General features: G+C 68.0%; 15 protein-coding genes. 7 read left to right on the top strand and 8 right to left on the bottom strand.

Going from position 1 to position 19,374, the window contains the following annotated elements; translation table 11 throughout:
• Together RI03_RS09935 and RI03_RS09940 are read left to right on the top strand one after the other, a co-directional pair.
• Positions 1–307, top strand: a 307-nt coding sequence (locus tag RI03_RS09935; RefSeq protein ID WP_010217060.1) for an ATP-binding cassette domain-containing protein, incomplete at its 5' end; no start/stop codon positions are given.
• The gene (locus RI03_RS09940; protein WP_010217061.1) at positions 304–1,965 is read left to right on the top strand and encodes an amino acid ABC transporter ATP-binding/permease protein; all 1,662 of its coding nucleotides are present in this window, start codon (positions 304–306) and stop codon (positions 1,963–1,965) included. The genes RI03_RS09935 and RI03_RS09940, both read left to right, overlap by 4 nt.
• Before the next feature lie 63 nt (positions 1,966–2,028).
• On the opposite strand, the gene RI03_RS09945 is transcribed toward RI03_RS09940, so the two are convergent.
• Positions 2,029–3,942, bottom strand: coding sequence for an NPCBM/NEW2 domain-containing protein (locus RI03_RS09945; RefSeq protein WP_010217062.1), 1,914 nt, complete (start codon positions 3,940–3,942; stop codon positions 2,029–2,031).
• A 25-nt stretch (positions 3,943–3,967) separates the two neighbouring features.
• Positions 3,968–5,533, bottom strand: a complete 1,566-nt coding sequence (locus tag RI03_RS09950) for an alpha-N-arabinofuranosidase (protein WP_026046616.1) — start codon at positions 5,531–5,533, stop codon at positions 3,968–3,970.
• Between the two features lie 143 nt (positions 5,534–5,676).
• On the opposite strand from RI03_RS09950, the gene RI03_RS09955 reads away from it, so the two are divergent.
• The 3 genes from RI03_RS09955 to RI03_RS09965 are packed head-to-tail and all read left to right on the top strand — an operon-like array spanning position 5,677 to position 9,646.
• Complete coding sequence (locus RI03_RS09955) at positions 5,677–6,816, top strand: aldose epimerase family protein (protein WP_010217064.1); 1,140 nt, start codon at positions 5,677–5,679, stop codon at positions 6,814–6,816.
• Positions 6,813–8,750, top strand: a complete 1,938-nt coding sequence (locus RI03_RS09960) for a sialate O-acetylesterase (protein ID WP_010217065.1) — start codon at positions 6,813–6,815, stop codon at positions 8,748–8,750. The genes RI03_RS09955 and RI03_RS09960 overlap by 4 nt, the downstream gene beginning before the upstream one ends.
• Positions 8,747–9,646: an alpha/beta hydrolase gene (locus tag RI03_RS09965; RefSeq protein WP_010217067.1), complete on the top strand. Its 900-nt coding sequence runs from the start codon at positions 8,747–8,749 to the stop codon at positions 9,644–9,646. Before RI03_RS09960 ends, RI03_RS09965 begins: the two co-directional genes overlap by 4 nt.
• A gap of 116 nt (positions 9,647–9,762) precedes the next feature.
• On the opposite strand, the gene RI03_RS09970 is transcribed toward RI03_RS09965, so the two are convergent.
• On the bottom strand, positions 9,763–13,173 hold the full coding sequence (locus RI03_RS09970; protein ID WP_010217068.1) for an amidohydrolase family protein: 3,411 nt from the start codon (positions 13,171–13,173) through the stop codon (positions 9,763–9,765).
• A gap of 198 nt (positions 13,174–13,371) precedes the next feature.
• Between RI03_RS09970 and RI03_RS09975 the strand changes: the two genes are divergently transcribed.
• Both RI03_RS09975 and RI03_RS09980 read left to right on the top strand, forming a co-directional pair.
• Positions 13,372–14,373 carry an SDR family oxidoreductase gene (locus tag RI03_RS09975; RefSeq protein WP_010217069.1) on the top strand — a complete coding sequence of 334 codons (1,002 nt, stop codon included), beginning with the start codon at positions 13,372–13,374 and terminating at the stop codon, positions 14,371–14,373.
• A gap of 28 nt (positions 14,374–14,401) precedes the next feature.
• Positions 14,402–15,232: a type 1 glutamine amidotransferase gene (locus tag RI03_RS09980; RefSeq protein WP_010217070.1), complete on the top strand. Its 831-nt coding sequence runs from the start codon at positions 14,402–14,404 to the stop codon at positions 15,230–15,232.
• A 185-nt stretch (positions 15,233–15,417) separates the two neighbouring features.
• Here the strand turns inward: RI03_RS09980 and RI03_RS09985 are convergent, their stop codons facing one another.
• From RI03_RS09985 to RI03_RS10005, 5 genes are all read right to left on the bottom strand, one after another.
• Positions 15,418–16,005 (bottom strand): DUF4337 family protein, encoded by a 588-nt coding sequence (locus RI03_RS09985; protein ID WP_010217071.1) that lies wholly within the window; start codon positions 16,003–16,005, stop codon positions 15,418–15,420.
• Between the two features lie 24 nt (positions 16,006–16,029).
• Positions 16,030–16,521 (bottom strand): nucleoside deaminase, encoded by a 492-nt coding sequence (locus RI03_RS09990; RefSeq protein ID WP_010163880.1) that lies wholly within the window; start codon positions 16,519–16,521, stop codon positions 16,030–16,032.
• A 63-nt stretch (positions 16,522–16,584) separates the two neighbouring features.
• Positions 16,585–17,916: an ABC1 kinase family protein gene (locus RI03_RS09995; protein ID WP_010217072.1), complete on the bottom strand. Its 1,332-nt coding sequence runs from the start codon at positions 17,914–17,916 to the stop codon at positions 16,585–16,587.
• A 15-nt stretch (positions 17,917–17,931) separates the two neighbouring features.
• On the bottom strand, positions 17,932–18,291 hold the full coding sequence (locus tag RI03_RS10000) for a thiol-disulfide oxidoreductase DCC family protein (RefSeq protein ID WP_010217073.1): 360 nt from the start codon (positions 18,289–18,291) through the stop codon (positions 17,932–17,934).
• 47 nt (positions 18,292–18,338) lie between these two features.
• Complete coding sequence (locus RI03_RS10005) at positions 18,339–19,292, bottom strand: NADP-dependent oxidoreductase (RefSeq protein ID WP_010217074.1); 954 nt, start codon at positions 19,290–19,292, stop codon at positions 18,339–18,341.
• Positions 19,293–19,374 lie beyond the last annotated feature (82 nt).

Below are 19,374 nucleotides of genomic sequence, written 5' to 3' on the forward strand. Positions count from 1 at the left end.
GGCAGCCGCGGCCGGGCTGACCGCCGCGCTGACGCGGCGCGCGGGCGGGCTCGATGCGACGATCGATGCGCGCGGGAGCGGCCTGTCGGGCGGGGAACGTCGCCGCATCGGGCTGGCGCGCGCGATCCTCAAGCCTGCGCCGCTACTGCTGCTCGACGAACCGACCGCGCATCTCGACGCACCCGCCGAAGCGGCGTTGATTGCGACCCTTCGACACGCCTGCCGTGGGCGGACCACGGTGATCGCGACCCACAGCGCGGCGCTTGCGGCAATCGCGGATCGCATCATCCGGCTGGACGAACGATGATGCCAGGCCCCCTCGCCCGCCTGCTCGCCATCGCCGCGCGCGGTCATGCCCGCAACCTGCGCTATGCCGCTGCGTGCGGCTTCGCGGTCGCCGCCGCGACCGTGCTATTGCTCGGCCTGTCGGGCTGGTTCCTCACGGCCGCCGCGCTGGCTGCCGTGACGGGTGCGGCGCATGTCTTCAACTATATGCTCCCGGCGGTCGGCATCCGGCTGCTCGCGATCGTCCGCACCGGCGCGCGCTATGGCGAACGGCTCAGCGCACATGATGCAGCACTCGGGATGCTCGCGGAGATCCGTCCCGCGCTGTTCGGCGCAATCGCCGCCACCGCGCCGGGGCATGCGGTGCGGTTCTCGACCGGCGAAGCGAGCGCACGGCTGGTGCAGGATGTCGCCGTCGTCGAAGCGGCGGTGGCGCGGCGGTCTGCGCGCTGGGCGCTGGGCGGTGCGGTCTCGTGCTCGGCCTTGCTGGCGGTGCTGGGCGGACCTGGCGTCATGGTCGCGGTTGCAGGCGTGATTGCCGCGACGGTCGGGGCAGCGACGCTCCTTGCATGGCGGATGCGGTTCCCCGCGCGGGTCGCGCTCGAGGCGAACGGGGTGCTGAAGGAACGGCTCGCGGATTATGGCGCTGCCGCGCCCGAATTGCGCTGCTACGCGCTCGAAGCGCGTGCCGTTGCCGATATCGAGCGGGCCAGCGCCGCGCTCGCCACCGCGCAGCTTGCCGGCGCGGACGCCGCCAGTTGGCTCGACCTGTTGCAGGCAACCGCGATCGCGGTTGCCGCGGGGGTTGCGTTCACGCTGGCGATCCCGGCGGGCGCATCGATCGCGGCGCTTGCCGCGCTTGCGGCGGCGATGGGGGTGGACGGAGCCGCGCCGCTGATCCGCGACATCGCGCAGCGCGCGAGCGTCGCCGCGGCGACCGCGCGGCTCGATGCAATCCTGGCGTTGCAGCCGGCTCTTGCCGCCGCCGTGGTGGACCTGTCCCCAACCGCACCGACCTTATGGTTCAGGGCGCTAGCGGCCGCGCCGTTCGAACCGGGCGACCGTGTCGCGATCCTCGGCCCCTCCGGCTGCGGCAAGACCAGCCTGATCGAAACGCTGCTCGCGCTGCGCCCCGTGGAGCGCGACGGGATCCGGATCGGCGGCGTGGATATCGCCGACATTACGCCGGCGCGACTTCGGTCGCTCTTCGCGCTCGCGCCGCAGGATGCAACGTTGCTGACGGGAACGGTCCGCGACAATCTGCTGCTGGCGGACCCGGAGGCGGAGGACAGCCGACTGTGGCAGGCGCTCCACGACGCTGCGCTCGATGACCGCGTGGCGGCGCTTCCGGGCGGACTGGACGGCTGGATCGGCGAGAATGGCGCGCGCCTGTCGGGCGGTGAGCGGCGGCGGTTGTCACTCGCCCGCGCTTTTCTGTCCCGCGCCGCGTGGCTGTTGCTCGACGAGCCGACCGAGGGGCTTGACCCGGCAACCGAGCGGCGTGTGCTCGACCGGCTCGGCGCGCGAATTGCGACGACGGGACAAGGCGTTTTGACGGTGACGCATTCCCGGCAGGTGCGCGCCTTCTGCTCCACGATCGCGCATTATGGTGCGGAACAAAGAGGTAATCAGGAACTTGCTTCGTCACTTCCGCCGCGTGCCGCTACCGCGACGCGTTGAGACCGCAAGCCATGATGGGTCGCGGGCCAAGCGCACGGGACCCGATCGGACGGCGATCCTGCCTTACCGGGTCAGTGCCGCCTCGCCCCACGTCACCGGATCCGGAAAACGCGTCGGCTTTGCCGTCCGCACGACCAGTTCGATGAGCTTCACCCCGCGAATATCGACCGACAGTGACACCGCCGCATCGCCGAACCCGATCAAAGCGGACTGGCGCAGCAGTTTCCCGTCGCCATAGACCGCGAAGCCTACCGGCTGACTGCGATCGCGCGCGGTATCGTCCATGCCGACCTGTGCGGTGAAGGTATTGAACCCGGCGTTGCGGACCTCGAGCCGCGAGTTGGCGAGCACCCCGATCCCGGTCACGAAACGTTTGCCCGCGACTTGCAGCGTTTCGCCATACGGCGTGCTGTCGGCCTGCGCGCCGCCCCAGCCGCCATAGCGCGGGCGATCCCCGACCCCGCGGGTCGACGCCCAGGCCGAGACGGCGCGATGGCTGATCGGCTCGTGCTCGGGCACGGTGACGCCATCGACCGCGGGGTTCACATTGCCCGGCTGTTCCGACAGATACAGCCCGCCCGGCAGCAATCGCGTCCCGTGCGTGGCGAAGACCAGCGTCTGGTGCGGCGCGAGCGTCAGCTTGGTCTCGCCGCGGAAGCGCTGTTTCTGCCCGGTCCACAGATCCTCGAGCGCGATCTCGCCCGCGTCGGTATATTTCAGATGCGCGGCGGTGAGCACGACTTCGATGGGCGTTGCATTGCGATTGAAGATCGCGAGCGCCTTGTCCCCCGAGGCAAGCGTCTTGACCAGCATCTGGACGTCGTCGGTATCATACGCCAGCACCGCCTGATTCCCCGCGGGGTCCTGGTTGAGCGCGATGAGGCGCGTGTTGCCGAGCAGGTCGATCAACCCCGGCGGCGCCTTGCGCAGGTCATAGCCGATGAACAGCGGCGCATTCTCCATCGCCCACAGCGCGAAGTGGCTGCGCGCCTCGGCCATGTGCGCCGCGTCGAAGTCGCCGGTCCCGACGAACAGCATGTCGGGATCGTTCCACGAACCCGGATGCGCATAGAGCGCACGCCGCGAGACGGTGTCGAAATTGTGCAGCATCCGCGACCAGTTGGCCGAGATGTCCTCGCTGGTCCGCGAGATGTTGCCGAGGTCCTTGGCCCAGGCGCGGACGTCCGCCGATCCCCACAGGCAGATCGAGAACAGATAATCCATGTCGGGATTGTAGCGCTTCAGCGCCGTACCGACTGATTGATACAGCCCGCGCACCGCAGCGATGTCGGTCCGCCCGAGCGAGTCGGGATCGATGATCGGCGCGAACTCGCGATACTTGCCCGACTGGACCAGCGGGCTCGTCGCTGGCAGCGCGCGGAGGCCGCAACCGTCGACCTTGATCAGGTCGAACCCCCATTCGGCGAAATACAGCCGGATGTCCTGGTCGACATGGCCGTACAGCCCGATTTCCCGCTCGGCGACCGTCCCCTCGGGCTGGTTGGGCGCGGTCGAGGCATAAACCTGCCCGCACGAATTGCGGCCCATATCCGAATAGATTCCGGCCTTGAACCCCATCGCATGGAGCCGATCGGTGAATGGCCGGAAGCTCGTCTCGCCGCCCGGCCCTGCCCCGGCCGCGGAGGGGAAAGTCGCGGTGCGGATGATCATCCGCCCGTCGGTCTGGCGCCGCTTGAGCCACCAGCCGTCGTCGATGTCGATGTAGCGATAGCCCTTCGCCTGCAACCCGGTGTCGGCGATGATCTTCGCCGAGGCGATCACCTTTTCCTCGCTGACATCGGTGCCGAACGCGTTCCAGCTGTTCCACCCCATCGGCGGCAATTTGGCGCTGCCGTCGGTGTTAGCCGTCCAGCGACCGGTTGGCGTCAGGTCGTCCGCCAGCGCGGTGCCTGCCGCGAGCGACGCACCGATCCCCAGCCCGAGGGAGATCAGGCATTTTGAAACGGTGCGACGCATCGGCGGTCTCCCTTGGTAGATCGGATCAGCGCAGGTCGAGCACGACGACCGACATTGCCGGAACGGTCGCCGTGAGCGTGCCACCCGCTACCTGCGCTGCGGTGAACGCCACCGGCTTGACGGCATCGGGCTGCTCGAAGCTGTTGTGCGCGTCCATCGTCGGACCGGTGACGACCCGCCCCGAAACGCCCGTCGCGGACAGCCCGGTCAGCGCGACCGACACCGGAACCGCGCGGTTCGGATCGAGGTTGACCAGCGCGACATGGACCTGCCCGGCAGTATCGCGGACGGCCGACGCATGGATCGCCGGAAGCGCGAACGCGTCCTTGTGGTACCACGGCGTCTTGACGTCGATCGGCAGGACGGTCGCGTCCATCCACGGCTTGTACAGGTCGAACACCCAGTAGGTCGGGGTCTTCACCATCCGCGCGCCGTCGGTGAGCAGCATCGCCTGCAACACGTTCACCATCTGCGCGATCGCCGCCATCTTCACGCGGTCGGCATGGTGCGCGAAGATGTTGAGGTTGATCCCCGCCACCACCGCATCGCGGACGCTGTTCTGCTGGACGAGGAAGCCGGGATTGCTGCCCGGCGCTGGGTCATACCAGGTGCCCCATTCGTCGACGACCAGCCACGTCTTCTTCGCGGGATCGTATTTGTCCATGATCGCCGAATGCTTGGTGACGAACTCGTCCATCTGGAGCGTGTGTGCCATCGTCGCGGCCCAGTCGTTTTCGGAGAAGCCGAGCGCCGGCCCCTTGTCTTCCCACTTCGTGTCGTGCGGGCGGGTGTAATAATGCAGCGCGAGGCCGTCGATATTCTTGCCCGACAGCCGCATCATCGTGTCGGTCCATTCGTAGTTCGAATCGCTCGGCCCGCTCGCGATCTTGAGCATCTTGGTTTTGCCGCTCGCCTTGGCGAATTGCGCGTAGCGATTGGTCAAGTCGGCGGCATATTCGGCGCGCATGTTGCCGCCGCAGCCCCACAATTCGTTCCCGATCCCGAGATAGTCGAGCTTGAATGGTGCGGGATGGCCGTTGGCGGCGCGCTCCTTCGCCAGCGTCGAACCGCTCGGCGAGGTCATGTATTCGACCCACGCCGCCGTCTCGCCCGGGGATGCACTGCCGACGTTGGCGGAGACATAGGAGTCCGCGCCAAGCCGTTCGACGAAGCCCATATATTCGTTGGTGCCGAAGGCGTTGTCCTCGTCCACCCCGCCCCAGTTGGTGTTGATCTTGACCGGGCGCTTGGTGCGCGGGCCGATCCCGTCGCGCCAGTGATATTCATCCGCGAAACACCCGCCGGGCCAGCGCACCATCGGCACCTTGATTGCCTTGAGCGCGTCGAGCACGTCCCGGCGATACCCGTGGTCGTTGGGGATCTTCGACGTCTCGCCGACCCAGATGCCGCCATAGATGCCGTGGCCGAGATGCTCGGCGAACTGGCCGAACACCTGGCGGTTCATCCGTGGCCCGGGCTGGTCGGCGTGGATCGTCGCGGTGGCACCTTCGGGCGCGGCCTGTTGCGCGAGGGCGATGGCGGGAAGACTGGCGGCACCCAAGCAGAGCGCAAGACGAACGTGGCGTAGCATGGTGAAAATCCTTCTCCGATTCGTTGCGACACCCTTGCTCGAGGGGTTGCTCTTTGACCGATATTGTCTGAGTATAAGTGGCAAGCCGTGACGTCAACGGCGCATGATCGGTGCCGGCACCACGGCCCTGGAGAAGGACTTTCATGTTCAAGGCCATCGCAATCACGACGTTTTCGCTTTGCCTCCTCGCTCCGGCGTCCGCCCATGCCGCCAGCGCCGAACGCTCCCGTTTCGGGGCGCTCGCCGATGGCCAGGCCGTCGACGTCGTAACGCTGACCAACGCCAAGGGCATGCGCGCGCGCATCCTGAGCTATGGCGCGATCCTGCAGGCGGTCGAAGTCCCCGACCGCGACGGCAAGGTCGCCGACGTCACGCTCGGCTACAATGACATGCGCGGCTATCTCGAGGCGCCGAATTACTTCGGCGCGACCGTCGGGCGGTATGCCAACCGGATCAAGGCTGGGAAGTTCACGCTGGACGGCAAGGCGTACAGCCTCGCGCTCAACAACAAGACCAACGCACTGCACGGCGGGGTCCAGGGGTTCGACAAGCGGCTGTGGCGGATCGTCGAGGCGAAGGGCGGTACGACCGCGCACGTCACGCTGTCCTATACCAGCGCGGATGGCGAGGAAGGCTATCCCGGCGCGTTGAGCGTCACCGCGACCTATACGCTCAACGACGCGAACGAGCTGTCGATCGACTATCGCGCGACGACGACCAAGCCGACGATCGTCAACATCACCAACCACAGCTTCTTTAACCTTGGCGGCGAAGCGTCGCAGCGTTCGATCTACGATGCGGTGCTGACCATCCCCGCCGAGACGACCACCCCGGTCGACGCGTCGCTGATCCCGAACGGGCAGTTCCGTCCCGTCGCTGGGACCCCGCTCGATTTCCGCCAGCCGATGGTGATCGGCAGCCGGATCCGCGACGCGAGTGACCCGCAGATCGTCTACGGCCAGGGCTATGACGAGAATTACGTGATCGCGCGCGATGTCGCCAGGACGCCGCGGCTCAACGCGCGGGTCGAGGATCCGGTCAGCGGGCGGACGATGGACGTGCTCTCCAACCAGCCCGGGGTCCAGCTCTATACCGGCAACTTCCTCGATGGCACCGCGGTCGGCAAGTCCGGGCACGCCTATCGCCAGGGCGACGGCATCGCGCTCGAGCCTCAGGTGTTCCCCGACACGCCCAACCAGCCTGCGTTCGGATCGGCTCGGCTCGACCCCGGGCAGACCTATCACAACCAGATCGTTTACCGTTTCGCGGTGAAAGCCCGGTGAAGCGCGGGATCGCGTTCGGGCTCGGGCTTCTCGCCGTATCCACCGCCACCGGGGCGGTCGCCGCCCCCAAGGTCACCGGCACCCTAGGCGATCATGCCGTCCTCCAGCGCAACCAGCCGGTGGTCGTCACCGGAACGGCGGTGGCTGGCGAAGCGGTCACGGTCGTCGTCGCGGGTACTTCGGCGCAGACCAAGGCGGGGCGCGGCGGACAGTTCCGCGTTTCGCTTCCCGCGCTGCCTGCGGGCGGACCGTATGAGATGCTGCTGATCGCGCCGAGCGGGACGTCGCAGATCCACGACGTGCTGGTCGGCGACGTGTTCCTCTGCTCCGGCCAGAGCAACATGGAACTCCCCGTCGAGCGCGCGCAGGATGCGATCGGGGCGATCATGGGTTCGACCGACGACCAGCTCCGGCTCGTCACGGTCGCCAAGGCGACCTCGCCCGTCCCGCTCGACCGCTTCGGCACGCAACCCGAATGGGCGGCAGCGGGACCGAAGACGACGGGCAGCTTCTCTGCGGCGTGTTTCTACATGGCGCAGGAACTGCGCAAGACCGGCAAGGTGCCGGTCGGCGCGATCCACTCGAGCTGGGGCGGATCGCAGATCGCCGCATGGATGGGCGAGGACGCACAACGCGCCGCCGGGCGTGGCGCGCAAGCCGATCTGCTCAAGCTCTATGCGCGCGATCCCGCCGCCGCCTCGCGCGCGGCCGGCCTCGAATGGGAACGCTGGTGGCGCGACCGGTCGGGCGACCAGCCGGGACGCGAACCGTGGCAACCCGACGCCGCGCTCGACTGGCAAGCAGTACCGAAGATCGATTTCTACGAACATTGGGGCGTCCCCGTGCTCGAATCCTACCTCGGGATGCTGTGGTATCAAAAGACGATCACGCTGACCGCCGCGCAGGCGCGCCAGATGGCGACGATCGCGATCGGCGCGATCGACGATGCGGACCGCACCTGGATCAACGGCAAGCCCGTCGGCGGTCGCGGCGGCTGGGACGTACGGATGTATACGGTGCCTGCGGGCACCTTGCAGGCCGGGCGCAACGTCCTCACGATCAACGTGGAAAACGCCTATTCGACCGGGGGCATGCCCGGGCCGGCGGACGCGATGCGGCTGACCTTCGCGGATGGCAGCAGCGTGCCGATCGCGGAAGGCTGGCGCTATGCGGTCGCCAAGCGGATCGAAGGCACATCCCCGCGCGTGCCGTGGGACGACATCACCGGCGCGGGGACGATCTACAACGCGATGATCGCGCCGCTCGGGCAGACCGCGCTCGCCGGGGTCGCATGGTATCAAGGGGAAAGCGACACCGCGATCCCGGGCTATGCCGACCGGATGAAGGCGCTGATGGCGGAATGGCGTCATCAGGTCGCAGTCCCGCAACTCCCCTTCGCGATCGCGTCGCTGGCGGGGTTCGGGACGCCCGCCATCGCGCCCGGCGAAAGCGGCTGGGCGCAGGTCCGCGACGATCAGCGCCGCGCGGCGCAGGCGGACGGGCATGCGGCGGTCGCGCTTGCGATCGACCTTGGCGACCCGCTCGATATCCATCCCGGCGAGAAGCACGAAGTCGGCCGCAGGCTCGCGCGGGCGATGGGGGCGCTGGCTTACGGTCAGACCGCGCCTGCCTCCGGACCGCAAGTCTCGGGCGTGGTGCGCGATGCCGGGGGTGGGGCGACGGTTACGTTCGCGGGTGTCACCGGCGCGCTCCATGCGCGCGGCGCGGCGCAGCCGATCGGGTTCGAACTGTGCGGACCGGCAGCGGGATCGTGCCGCTATGCCGCCGCGACGATCACCGGCAATCGCGTGACCCTCGCCGGGGACGGCAAACCGGCAAGCCGGGTGCGCTATGCCTGGGCGGACTCCCCCGCGGTCAATCTGGTCGATGACGCAGCGCTCCCCGCTGGTCCTTTCGAAATGGTGGTGCGATGAAACGGATAGCGACGCTTGGCCTGCTGCTTTTGCTCGCGGGGGGTGCGCACGCACAGGACCCGGAACCCGAAAAGCCCGCACAGTTGACCACGATCAAGCTGTGGCCGAACGGCGCGCCGGGCAAGGACACGCGCCCGCCAGCGGCGGAGATCGGGCGCGATTACTGGGTGCGCAACATCCGCCAGCCGTCGCTGCTCGCCTTCCCCGCGCAGCCCGCGCACAACACCGGTGCGGCGGTCGTGATCTTCCCGGGCGGCGGGCACAAGTTGCTGGTGTGGACCAACGAGGGCACCAAGGTCGCGAGCGCGCTCAACCGGATGGGGGTGTCGGCATTCGTGCTCAAATACCGGCTCGCGAACGAACCCGGCTCGCCCTTTTCGGTGGAGGGCGATGCGGCGGACGATGCGCGCCGCGCGCTGCGCTGGGTCCGCGCGCATGCCGCGGACTATGGCATCGATCCGCACCGGGTCGGGGTGATGGGGTTCTCTGCGGGCGGCGAACTGGTGTCGCTGGTCGCGGACAATCCCGAGCCGGCGGGGCGCCCGGTCACCGACGCGATCGACCGCCAATCCGCGCGGCCCGACTTTCAGGTGCTGGTGTTCCCCGGACCGCGCGGCATCCCCGCCACCGCCATTGCGCAGGCACCGCCTGCGTTCATCGTCGCGGGCAGCAAGGACCCGTGCTGCGCCACGCCGTCGGTCGCTTTGTATGAGCAGTTGCGCAAGGCGGGCGTCTCGGCGGAACTCCACATGTTCGCGGACAGCGGGCATGCGTTCAATCTCGATGAGTCGAACCGGATCTCGATCCTGCACTGGCCCGACCGGTTGAACGACTGGCTGGCGGACGGCGGATGGCTGGAGGCGCGGAAGGCGATTACGCAAGAGACGAAGCGGTAGGGATCGGCGAAAGAGCGTTACGCCCGTTGCTGGCTTTACGACGGGAAAACCTGGGCGAGAGGGTCCGTCACCCCGGCACACAACCGGGGTGACGCCGCACCGAGCCAATCGATCGCTCAGTCGCCCCCCGTCACGCTGTCCCCGATCGTATACGCCGAGCCCGTCGCGCTGCCGTTCGTCCCTGCCCACCAGTAAGGCGCGCGCTTGCGGGTGCCAGTGACGACCTCGTCCATCGTCAGCGGATCGTACAGCCGCCCGCCCAGCATCACGCGGTTGATCTTGTCGCTGTTGCGGATGTCGACCGTGGGGTCGGCATCGAGCACGACCAGATCGGCGAGCTTCCCGACCTCGAGCGAGCCCACGTCCTTTGCGTATCCAAGCGACGTCGCCGACATGATCGTCCCCGCGCGCAGCGCCTCGATCGGTGACCAGCCGCCGCGGACGAAGCTCCACATCTCCCAATGCGGGCCAAGCCCGGCCTGCTGGCCATGCGCGCCGATCGACACCTGGATCCCGCGATCCGCGAGCTTCTTCGCCTCGCGTGCGCTGTCACCGTCGACGTAATCCTCCTCGGGCGCCATCGTCCGCCGGGCATTCTGCGCCTCGAGCAACGCGGGCGGCGCATGCCGCGACAGAAGCGGATGCTTCCACACGTCCATATGCTGCCGCCAGTACGGATCGCCCGCCGGACCGCCATAGGTCACGACCAGCGTCGGCGTGTAGTTGGTCTTGGTCTGGCTCCACAGGCTGACGAGGTCGTCGTAGAAATGCTCAACCGGGATATTGTGCTCGACCGTGGCATTGCCGTCCTGGATCAGCGACACGTCCATCGCGTAGAGCGAGCCGCCCTCGGGGACGACTTCCATCTGCTCCGCCTGCGCCGCCGCGACGACCATCTGGCGCTGTTCGCGACGCGGCTGGTTGTAGTTCTTGACGCTGTGCGCGCCTTCCGCCTTCAGCCGCTTCACGTCGGCCAGCGCATCCTCGTAGCTGTTGATCTCGGCATAGACCTCGGGGGATTTCGCGCCGTAGATGATCTCGCCGGTCGAGAAGATGCGGGGGGCGATGATCTTGCCGGTGCGCTGCATCTCGGACGCGACGAAAATCTCCGCCGCGCGCGCCGACGGATCGTGGATCGTCGTCGCGCCCATCGCGAGATTGACGATCGACGACCAGTTCTGTTGCGGGATCAGGTCGTCCTCCGCCTGGATACCGTGCGCGTGCGCATCGACCAGCCCGGGGATGATCGTCTTGCCAGCGACGTCGACGACCTTCGCGCCCGCCGGAACCGGCACCGACGCGCGCGGCCCGACCGCGACGATGCGGTCGCCGCGGATGACGATCACGCCATCGTCGATGATGCCACCGTCCTTGCTCGCCATCGACACGATCCGCGCGCCGACGAGCGCAACGGTGCCGGTCGGCTTGTCGGCCGCGACATCCATCGACAACGAGACCCCGGTCCTGGGCGCGGGATATTTCGGCGCATCCTCGTCCGCCGGGGCAATGCGGAACAGATCGGCGGTGCGCGCGGTGTAGAGCGTCGGCCCCATGCTCCAGTGAAGCTGCGACCCGTCGTTCGACCAGTTGAGGAAGTCGGCGCCTTCCGAACTCACCTGCGTCGCCGGAAGCGGACCGCCCTTCTTGTCGACCTCCACGCCCTGCGTGCCCGGGAGCAGCGGCATGACGAAGCCCTGGTAATTCTGGCGGAACGCGACATATTCGCCGCTCGGCGAGACGATATAGTCGTTGACCAGCTCGCCGGTCGCATGGACGTGCTTCGCCTCGCCGGTCAGATCGGTACTGACCAGCTGGCGTTTTTCCTTGTCCTTCATCAGCATGAAAAGGCGGTCGTTCGATGCGCCGAACTGCGGCTCGCTGCCGTCCTTCGACACGCGCGTGATCGCCCCGCCGGTCGTCGCGACGCGGTACACGCCGCTATCCCCGCCGCCGCGCGGTGCGGTCAGATAGCCGCCGCCGCCACGCTCGAATGCGATCGTCTTGCCGTCGGGCGAGAAGGTCGGCCGCGCATAATGCCCCGCCGCACTCGTCACCACCCGCGCCGCGCCGCCGCCCGCGGCGACCGTGCGGATCGTTCCCAGCCCCGCGTCGGTCCAGTCGACGAAGACGATCGTCTTCCCGTCGCGCGACCAGTTCGGCCACAATTCCATGCTCGCCTCGTCACCCTTGACGAGCCGGCGCGCGGCGCCGTCCGCGACCGGCTTGGTCCACAACTTGCCGAGCGTTTCGAACACTACCGTTCGGCCGTCGGGCGATACCGTCGCCCAGCGCGGCATCTTGGTGGCAAAACGGTCAGGCGCGACCGTGATCTGCGGGTGGACCGCATCGATCACCACGCGCGTATCGTCGATCCGGAACGGGATTTGCTGCGCGGTGCCGCCGTCCGCGCCGACGCGGTTCAGCTTGCCGCCGGCCCAGAACACCACCGTCTTGTTATCGGGGGTCCACGCCATGTTCGGATAGACCCCAGTGACCGCCCAGGTTTCCTGCACGTCACGGTCGAGCGCGTCATAGAGGCGACGCTCGTCGCCGGTCGCGAGCGTCTTGACCCACAACGTCGTCTTGCCGTGATCGCGGCGGACGAAGGCGATCCGCTTACCGTCGGGCGACGGCGTCGGCCGCACCGATCCGCCGACGCCCGAAACGGCCGTGGTCACTTCCCCGGTGTCGATGTCGTAGCGCTCGATATTGAACAGGTCAGTCCGCGAATTCTGCGCATATTCGAAGATCGGGCCGGGCGAGACGTTGCGGGTGTAATAGATCCCCTTGCCGTCGGGCGCATAGATCGGCTCGCCGAGTTCCTTCTGGAGCGTCTCGCTCGCGCGCTTGACGAGCTGGACCCCCGCCCCGCCCGAGACGTGGTACAGCCACACCTCGCCCGTGCCCAGCGAACGCCCGGTCGTGAAATGCTTCTTGGCGACGATGAAGCGACCGTCGGGCGACCAGGTCGGCTGGTTGAGGAGGCGGAAATCTTCCTTGGTCAACTGGCGCTTGTCGCTGCCGTCGACGTTCATAATCCAGATATTGTCGCCGCCGCCCCGATCCGAGGTGAAGGCGATCCGCTTGCCATCGGGCGAAAAGCGCGGCTGGTGTTCGTAGGACAGGCCGGACGCGATCCGCGTCGGCGTGCCGCCCGCGATCGGCATGGTATAGATGTCCCCGAGCAGGTCGAACGCGATCAGCCTGCCGTCGCGCGAGACGTCGACGTTCATCCAGGTGCCATTGTCGACCTTGATCGGGACTTCGTGCGTGCGCAGCCCGGTCGGCGCCTCGACGTTCCACTTCGGTGGCTTTTTCGCGGCGACGGCGGCGCGGACGGGCGCGGGGTTGGTCTGTTGCGTCGGCGGCGTGGTGATGGTCGCCGGACGCGTGGGTTCGGTAATCTCATTCTCCGGCGCTTGCGTCTGTTCGGGCGCGGCTTTCGCGGCGGGGGCTGGCTTCGCCTGCGCGAAAAGCTCGCCTGCCAGTAACGCTGCGGCCAGAACCGCCGTGACCCGATATTTCATCCCGCCCCCACTTATTTTCGCCCGGCGCACCGCGCCAAAGCGGCACGCTGCCATGAAGCGCCCGCGCGAAGCAACCCCGCTACCGCGCCAAGCCGGCGCGGCATTATCACACGCGCGCGCGGACCCGAACCAACTGCCAACCGTTTGCCAGTCCATCATCGCCCCCCATCATCGCCCCCGTCGGAGCCTGCCCGCGCCATGAAAATCACGCTCAAACCGATTGCCGACCAGGTCATCGTCATCACCGGTGCCAGTTCGGGGATCGGTCTCGTCACTGCCAAGAGCGCCGCCGAACAGGGCGCGAAGGTGGTGTTGGTTGCCCGCAACGAAGCTTCGCTGCGCAAGGCGGTCGAGGAGATAACCGCCAACGGCGGCGACGCGATCTTCGCGGTTGCCGATGTCGGCGACATCAAGGCGGTCCGCGCGGCGGCCGCCGCGGCGAAGACGCGCTACGGGCGGATCGACACCTGGGTCAACAATGCCGGCACCGCCATCTACGGCAAGCTGATCGAGACACCGCTCGACGAGCATGAAAAGCTGTTTCGCACCAATTACTTCAGCGCGGTCCATGGCGCGCTGACGGCAGTGCCCTATCTGCGCGACAGCGGTGGGGCGATCATCACGATCGGGTCGATCGCGTCGGACATCCCCTCCCCGATCCTCAGCGCCTATGCCGCGTCCAAGCATGCGGTGAAGGGGTTCGTCGATGCGCTACGGATGGAACTGACCGCCGATGCGCTGCCGATCGCGGTGACGCTGGTGAAGCCGTCCGGGATCGACACGCCGATCGCGCAACATGCCGCCAACCATGTCGACGGCGAGGCGATGATCCCGGCCCCGATCTATGACCCCGCGCTGGTAGCGATCGCGATCCTCGACGCCGCGCAACACGTCCGGCGCGACATCACGGTCGGCGGCGGCGGGCGTCTGCAGGTGCTGCTGGGAACGCACTTTCCGGGGATGCTGGACCGGATCGGCGGACTGATGATCCCGATGCTGTCGGACAAGACCCGACCCAGGACGCGCTCCACCACGCTGTTCGAGCCGGTCCAGCCGGGCCAGGAGCGGTCCGGGGTTCAGCCGGGTCGCCAGACTAGCCTCTATGCCGCCGCCGAACGCCACCCCGCCGCAATGGGTGCGGTCGCACTGGCGGGGGTGGCGGGTCTCGCCGCAATCCTGCTGGCGCGCCGTCGCGCCTGATTTGCCCTGGTCCCCGGAAGGATAGCCGTTGTTGAAGGTCCTCGTCGCCGAGAGTGAAACGGTCGAAGAACGCGAAGCCCGCCGCGCGCATGCGGGCAAGAGCGCGGGGGAAAGCTATGCCGCGACGCTGCGGCAGCTTCGCCCCGACGCGGAAATCACGATCGTCGCCCCCGCCGACGACGATGCGCCGCACTATTCGGTCGAGGCGTTGCGCGCATTCGACGCGGTGTTCGTCACCGGGTCGCCGCTGCACGTCTATGACGACACGCCCGAAGTCACGCGGCAGATCGCGTTCATGCGACGAGTGTTCGCCTCGACCACGCCGTCGTTCGGATCGTGCGCCGGCCTGCAGCTCGCGGTCGCGACCGCCGGGGGCAAGGTCCGCAGGATGCCCGAGCGGATGGAGGCGGGGATCGCGCGCAGGATCACCCCGACCGAAGCGGGCCGCGCGCATCCGTTGCTCGCCGGGCGCGCGCCGAGCTGGGATGCGCCCGCGATCCACGGCGACGAGGTCGAGCAGCTACCCGACGATGCGACGCTGCTCGCGAGCAACGCCGTGACGACGGTTCAGGCAGCGGAGATCCGCCATGACGGCGGCGTCTTCTGGGGCGTGCAATATCACCCCGAACTGGCACCGGGCGAGATCGCCGTGGCGTTGCGGCGACAGGTGCCGGACCTGATCGAAGCGGGGCTCGCCAGCAGCGAGGCAGCGGTGCTGCAACGCGCCGACGAGCTGGACGCATTGCAGGCCGAACCGGAGCGCCGGTCGCTCTACTGGACGCTCGGGATCGACCGTGAGTTCGCGATCGAGGCGCATCGCCGGACCGAGTTGTCGAACTTTCTGGAGTGGCTGGGATAGGCGACAACGTTCCTGCTAGTCACCCGGATCAGTGGACGGTCGAGATCGGACGGTGGCGGTCGCGGGCGCGTTCGGGCCGAGGTGCCAGCCGATAGGGCTTGATGCTTGGCGTCTCGGGCAGATCGGACAGCCTACCCGCGCCTAGCGAGGCACCGGCAATCCCCGCCAACGGTGCGTCCCGCCCGTTACAGCAAAAACCCCAAGCTCGCCGCAACCGCCAGCACCACCCCGACGGCCGCCACGATGCTTGCCCCGCCCGCGATCCATTTGGAGCGTGCGACCATCGCGATCGACAGCAACACTATCGCCAATTGCAACGCCGTTTCGCCGAGCTCGAACCCTTCGCCGCGCCGCGCCGCGATCTCGCCCGCTTCGCGCTGGCGCGCACCGGCGGTTTCAAGCTGGCCGATCGCATGCCCCGCCGCATCCGGCGTGCGCAGGCGCGTCGCCTCGTGCGCCCAGGCCACGCGGTCGGCGGCGGCGGCGGTGGGTTGCGCGGCGGCGGTCTTGAGGACGGTTTCGCGGACGATCTTGGCCTGCATATAGGCGAAGCTGTCCGACGCGGCGATGCCCTGGAGCAGGCTGTCGCGTTGCGCCCCCGCTGCGCCCATGTGGACGATCGCGAGCGCGACCGCAAAGCCGCCGACCATCAGCGAGATCCGGTCGCGAAACCGGCGCTCGCGATCGCGTTCGACGCGTCCGGCGGCGCTCGCATTCTCCTCGGCGCGTTCGATCGCTTCGTCGATCAGGTCCTTGGCGTCAGCGGGTTCCATCGATGCGTCCGGTCGGCAGGAGGATTACAGGTTGGCCTGCTCGTCCTCGGGCAGGTCATCGTCTGGTCCGTAGTAGAGTTCGGCGCATTCCGCACGCAGGCATCCGCCCTCGAACACGATATCGTCACGATAGGCGTTGCGAACGAAATCGAGCGTGTCGGTATGCCGCGCCTCGAAATACATCGGATGGACGTCCGCAGCTTCCGCGCCATAGACGACGCGCCCGACCTTCGACCAGATCGACGCCATCGTGCACATGCCGCACGGCTGAAGCGTGGAATAGAGCGTGGCGCCGCGCAGCTCGAGCTCGCCGGTCGCCTCGCACGCGCGGCGGATCGCCATCATTTCGGCATGCGCGGTCGCATCGGGGAGTTCGTGCGTCTGGTTGCGTTCCCCGGCGATGATCTTGCCGTCGAGCACGATCACCGAGCCGAGCGGTGAGGTCGACGGATCGGAACCCTTGGATCGTGCGATCTCGATCGCGTGCCGCATCCACTTTTCGTCATCCTGCGTCATCTTAGGGCCTCGCCATCATCGGGGTTGCTCGGTGTGAAGCGGCTTCGCGCGCGTTCCGTTCCCTCACCCGGCCGGACGTGCGAGATACCCCTCGGCCAAGCTGCGCACGTCGACCCGCGCCTTGAGCCGCGCCGCGAGCAGCGCGGTGCCGCTGATCTTGCGCTGGACGAAGAGGGTATCGACCGGCGGGATGTGCCAGGTCGCGCGGTCGCGCGCCATGTCGATCCCCTGGTCACGCAGCACGCCGACGAACGCGCGGTCGCCGAAGTCGAACGGCCCCGCCTTCCCCAGTTCGCCAATGATGACGCCGATCATCCGGTCGACCAATGGCCGATGCGCCGCCACCGCCGCCGGGCCGAGGAACCCGGCGGCGACCGCAGCGTCGCGCACCGCATCGCCGTCGCTCGCAAGTCCAGCGACGAGCAGCGCGCGATAGCCGTCCGCGGTCGCCGCCGGCACCGCCCGTGCCGCGCCGAAGTCGAGCAGGATCAGCCGCTCGGTTTCGGGCTGCCAGCGGTAGTTGCCGAAATTGGGATCGGTCTGCATCAGCCCCCAGTCGAGCAATTCGCGCAGAACGAGGTCGATCAATTGCCCCATCACCCGGTCGCGCATCGCCTGCGGCGCGGTCTCGAGCGATTCGATCGGGACGCCCGCGACGTAATCCATCGCGAGCACGTGCGACGTGGTCAGGTCTTCGTGGAGCCCCGGGACGACGAACTGCGGCGACCCCCCGAGCAATTCGCCATAGCGCGCGAGCATGCTGCCCTCGCGCAGATAGTCGGCTTCCTCGTGGAGTTGGCGCTTCGCCTCTGCAAGCAGCGGCGCGATGTCGAGCGTCTTGGGGAGCACGCCCGACACCCGGAGCAGCGTCGCGACATTGTCGACGTCCGAATCGATACTTCCCTGCACACCGGGATATTGCACCTTGATCGCAAGCTCACGCCCGTCGGGCATCCGCGCGCGGTGGACCTGGCCGATCGATGCCGCCGCGATCGGATGCGCCTGGAAGTGCGCGAAGCGACGCCGCCAGTCCTTGCCCCATTCCTTGGTGAGCACCGCATCGAGCTGTTGTGGCGGCATGTGGTTGGCATTGTCGCGCAACCGCCCGAGGATCGTCGCGAGTTCGGGCGGGAGCATGTCGCCCGCGTCCATCGAGATCATCTGCCCGAGCTTCATCGCCGCGCCGCGCAGATGCGACAGCTGATCCGCGACGCGCACGGCGTTGGCAGGGGTAAGGAGCAGGTCTCCCATCTTGGGGACCTCGCCGCTGGCGAGGCGACGCGCGCCTTCCGCGACCACATTGCCGGCAACCCCGCCCGCCATCCGCCCGAAAATGCCGAGGCGGGCCAGTCGTCCGCTCGGGACGGCGCGGCCCTTGGTGCGATCGTCGCTCACTTGGGGTCCTTCATGTCAGCGGTCGAGCCGGCGCGCGGCGCGTTGGAGTCGGGGGCGGATCCGCAGGAAGACCCGGTAGGTCCGTTCCAGCAGTGCCAGCACGAGCGGGGAGCGCGCAGCTAGGCCGATCGGGCGGAGCACCGGGATCGCGCGCCACATCGCGGCGAAGGCCGCCGCGCCCGACAGCATGACGCCATTCTCCCGCGCGTGGAACCGCGCGAGCAGCGCGTCGCGGTCGATCGGGCAGCTCGCGGGTTCCGCCCCCGCCACGTCAACGAAATGAATCGCACCCGCGCGGTCGAGCCGCTGCATCAGCGCGATCTCGCGCCGGCACAGCGGGCATCCTCCATCGAACCAGATCGTCAGGTCTTGCATTGATCGCATATGGGGGCGGTGCGGCGGGATCGTTAGAGCTGGCGCGATCAGTCCGGCGCGACCGTGAGAATGACCTTGCCCCGCGGATGCTCGTGCTGCGCGAACGCCTGCGCGTCGTGGATCGCGTCGAGCGGAAATGCCTTGGCGATCGTCACCTTGACGGTCCCCGCCGCCATGAGGTCGATCACCTGCCGCAACGCCGCCGCGTCAGGCGAGGCGTGCCAGCGCGGCACCGTGCGGACGCCCATCGCCTCGGCCTTGGCCGCGTCCGGGTCGAGCGTCGAGACGAGGATGCCGCCCTTGCGCAGGACGCCAAACGAACGATCCTGAGTCTCGCCGCCCTGCGTGTCGTACACCATGTCGAGATCGTGAGCGACATCCTCGAACCGCTCGGCCTTGTAATCGACGACCTGATCGGCGCCGAGCGACCGGACGAAATCGAGGTCCTTGGCCGAGGCGGTCGCGATGACGCGCGCGCCTTTCCACTTGGCGAGCTGAACTGCGATGTGCCCGACGCCGCCGGCGCCGCCGTGGATCAGCACCGACTGGCCCGCCTCGAGCCCGCCATGATCGAACAGCCCCTGCCACGCGGTCATCGCGGCGAGCGGCACCGCGCCGGCATCCTCGAACGACACGCCCTCGGGGACCGCGACCGCTTCCCCTGGTTTGAGGATCACGAGCGTGCTTTGCGCGCCGCGATCGGTATCGATGAACGCGCAGACGCGATCGCCGATCTGGGCGTCTGCGCCCGCGCCGACCGCGACGACCGTCCCGGACAGGTCGCGGCCGAGGACGATCGGCAGCTTGTCCTTGCCAAGCGGCGGGTATTTACCCTCGGCGATCTTCCAGTCGACCGGGTTGACGCTCGCGAACGCCGTACGAACGAGCAGCGCCCCCGCGCCGGGTGCCGGGACCGCAACGTCGGCAAGGTCGATCACCTCGGGACCACCGAAACGTTCGATCCGGACGGCGCGGGCGTGGGACAGGTCTGTCTCGGTCATGGGAACCTCGGTGCTGGGGTGGGTCGCAATCTCAACGACTCACCCGGCCAATGGTTCTCCCGCTATTGGCGCCTTGCCGTCC

Source organism: Sphingomonas sp. PAMC 26621 (assembly GCF_000251145.1).
GTDB lineage: Bacteria > Pseudomonadota > Alphaproteobacteria > Sphingomonadales > Sphingomonadaceae > Sphingomonas.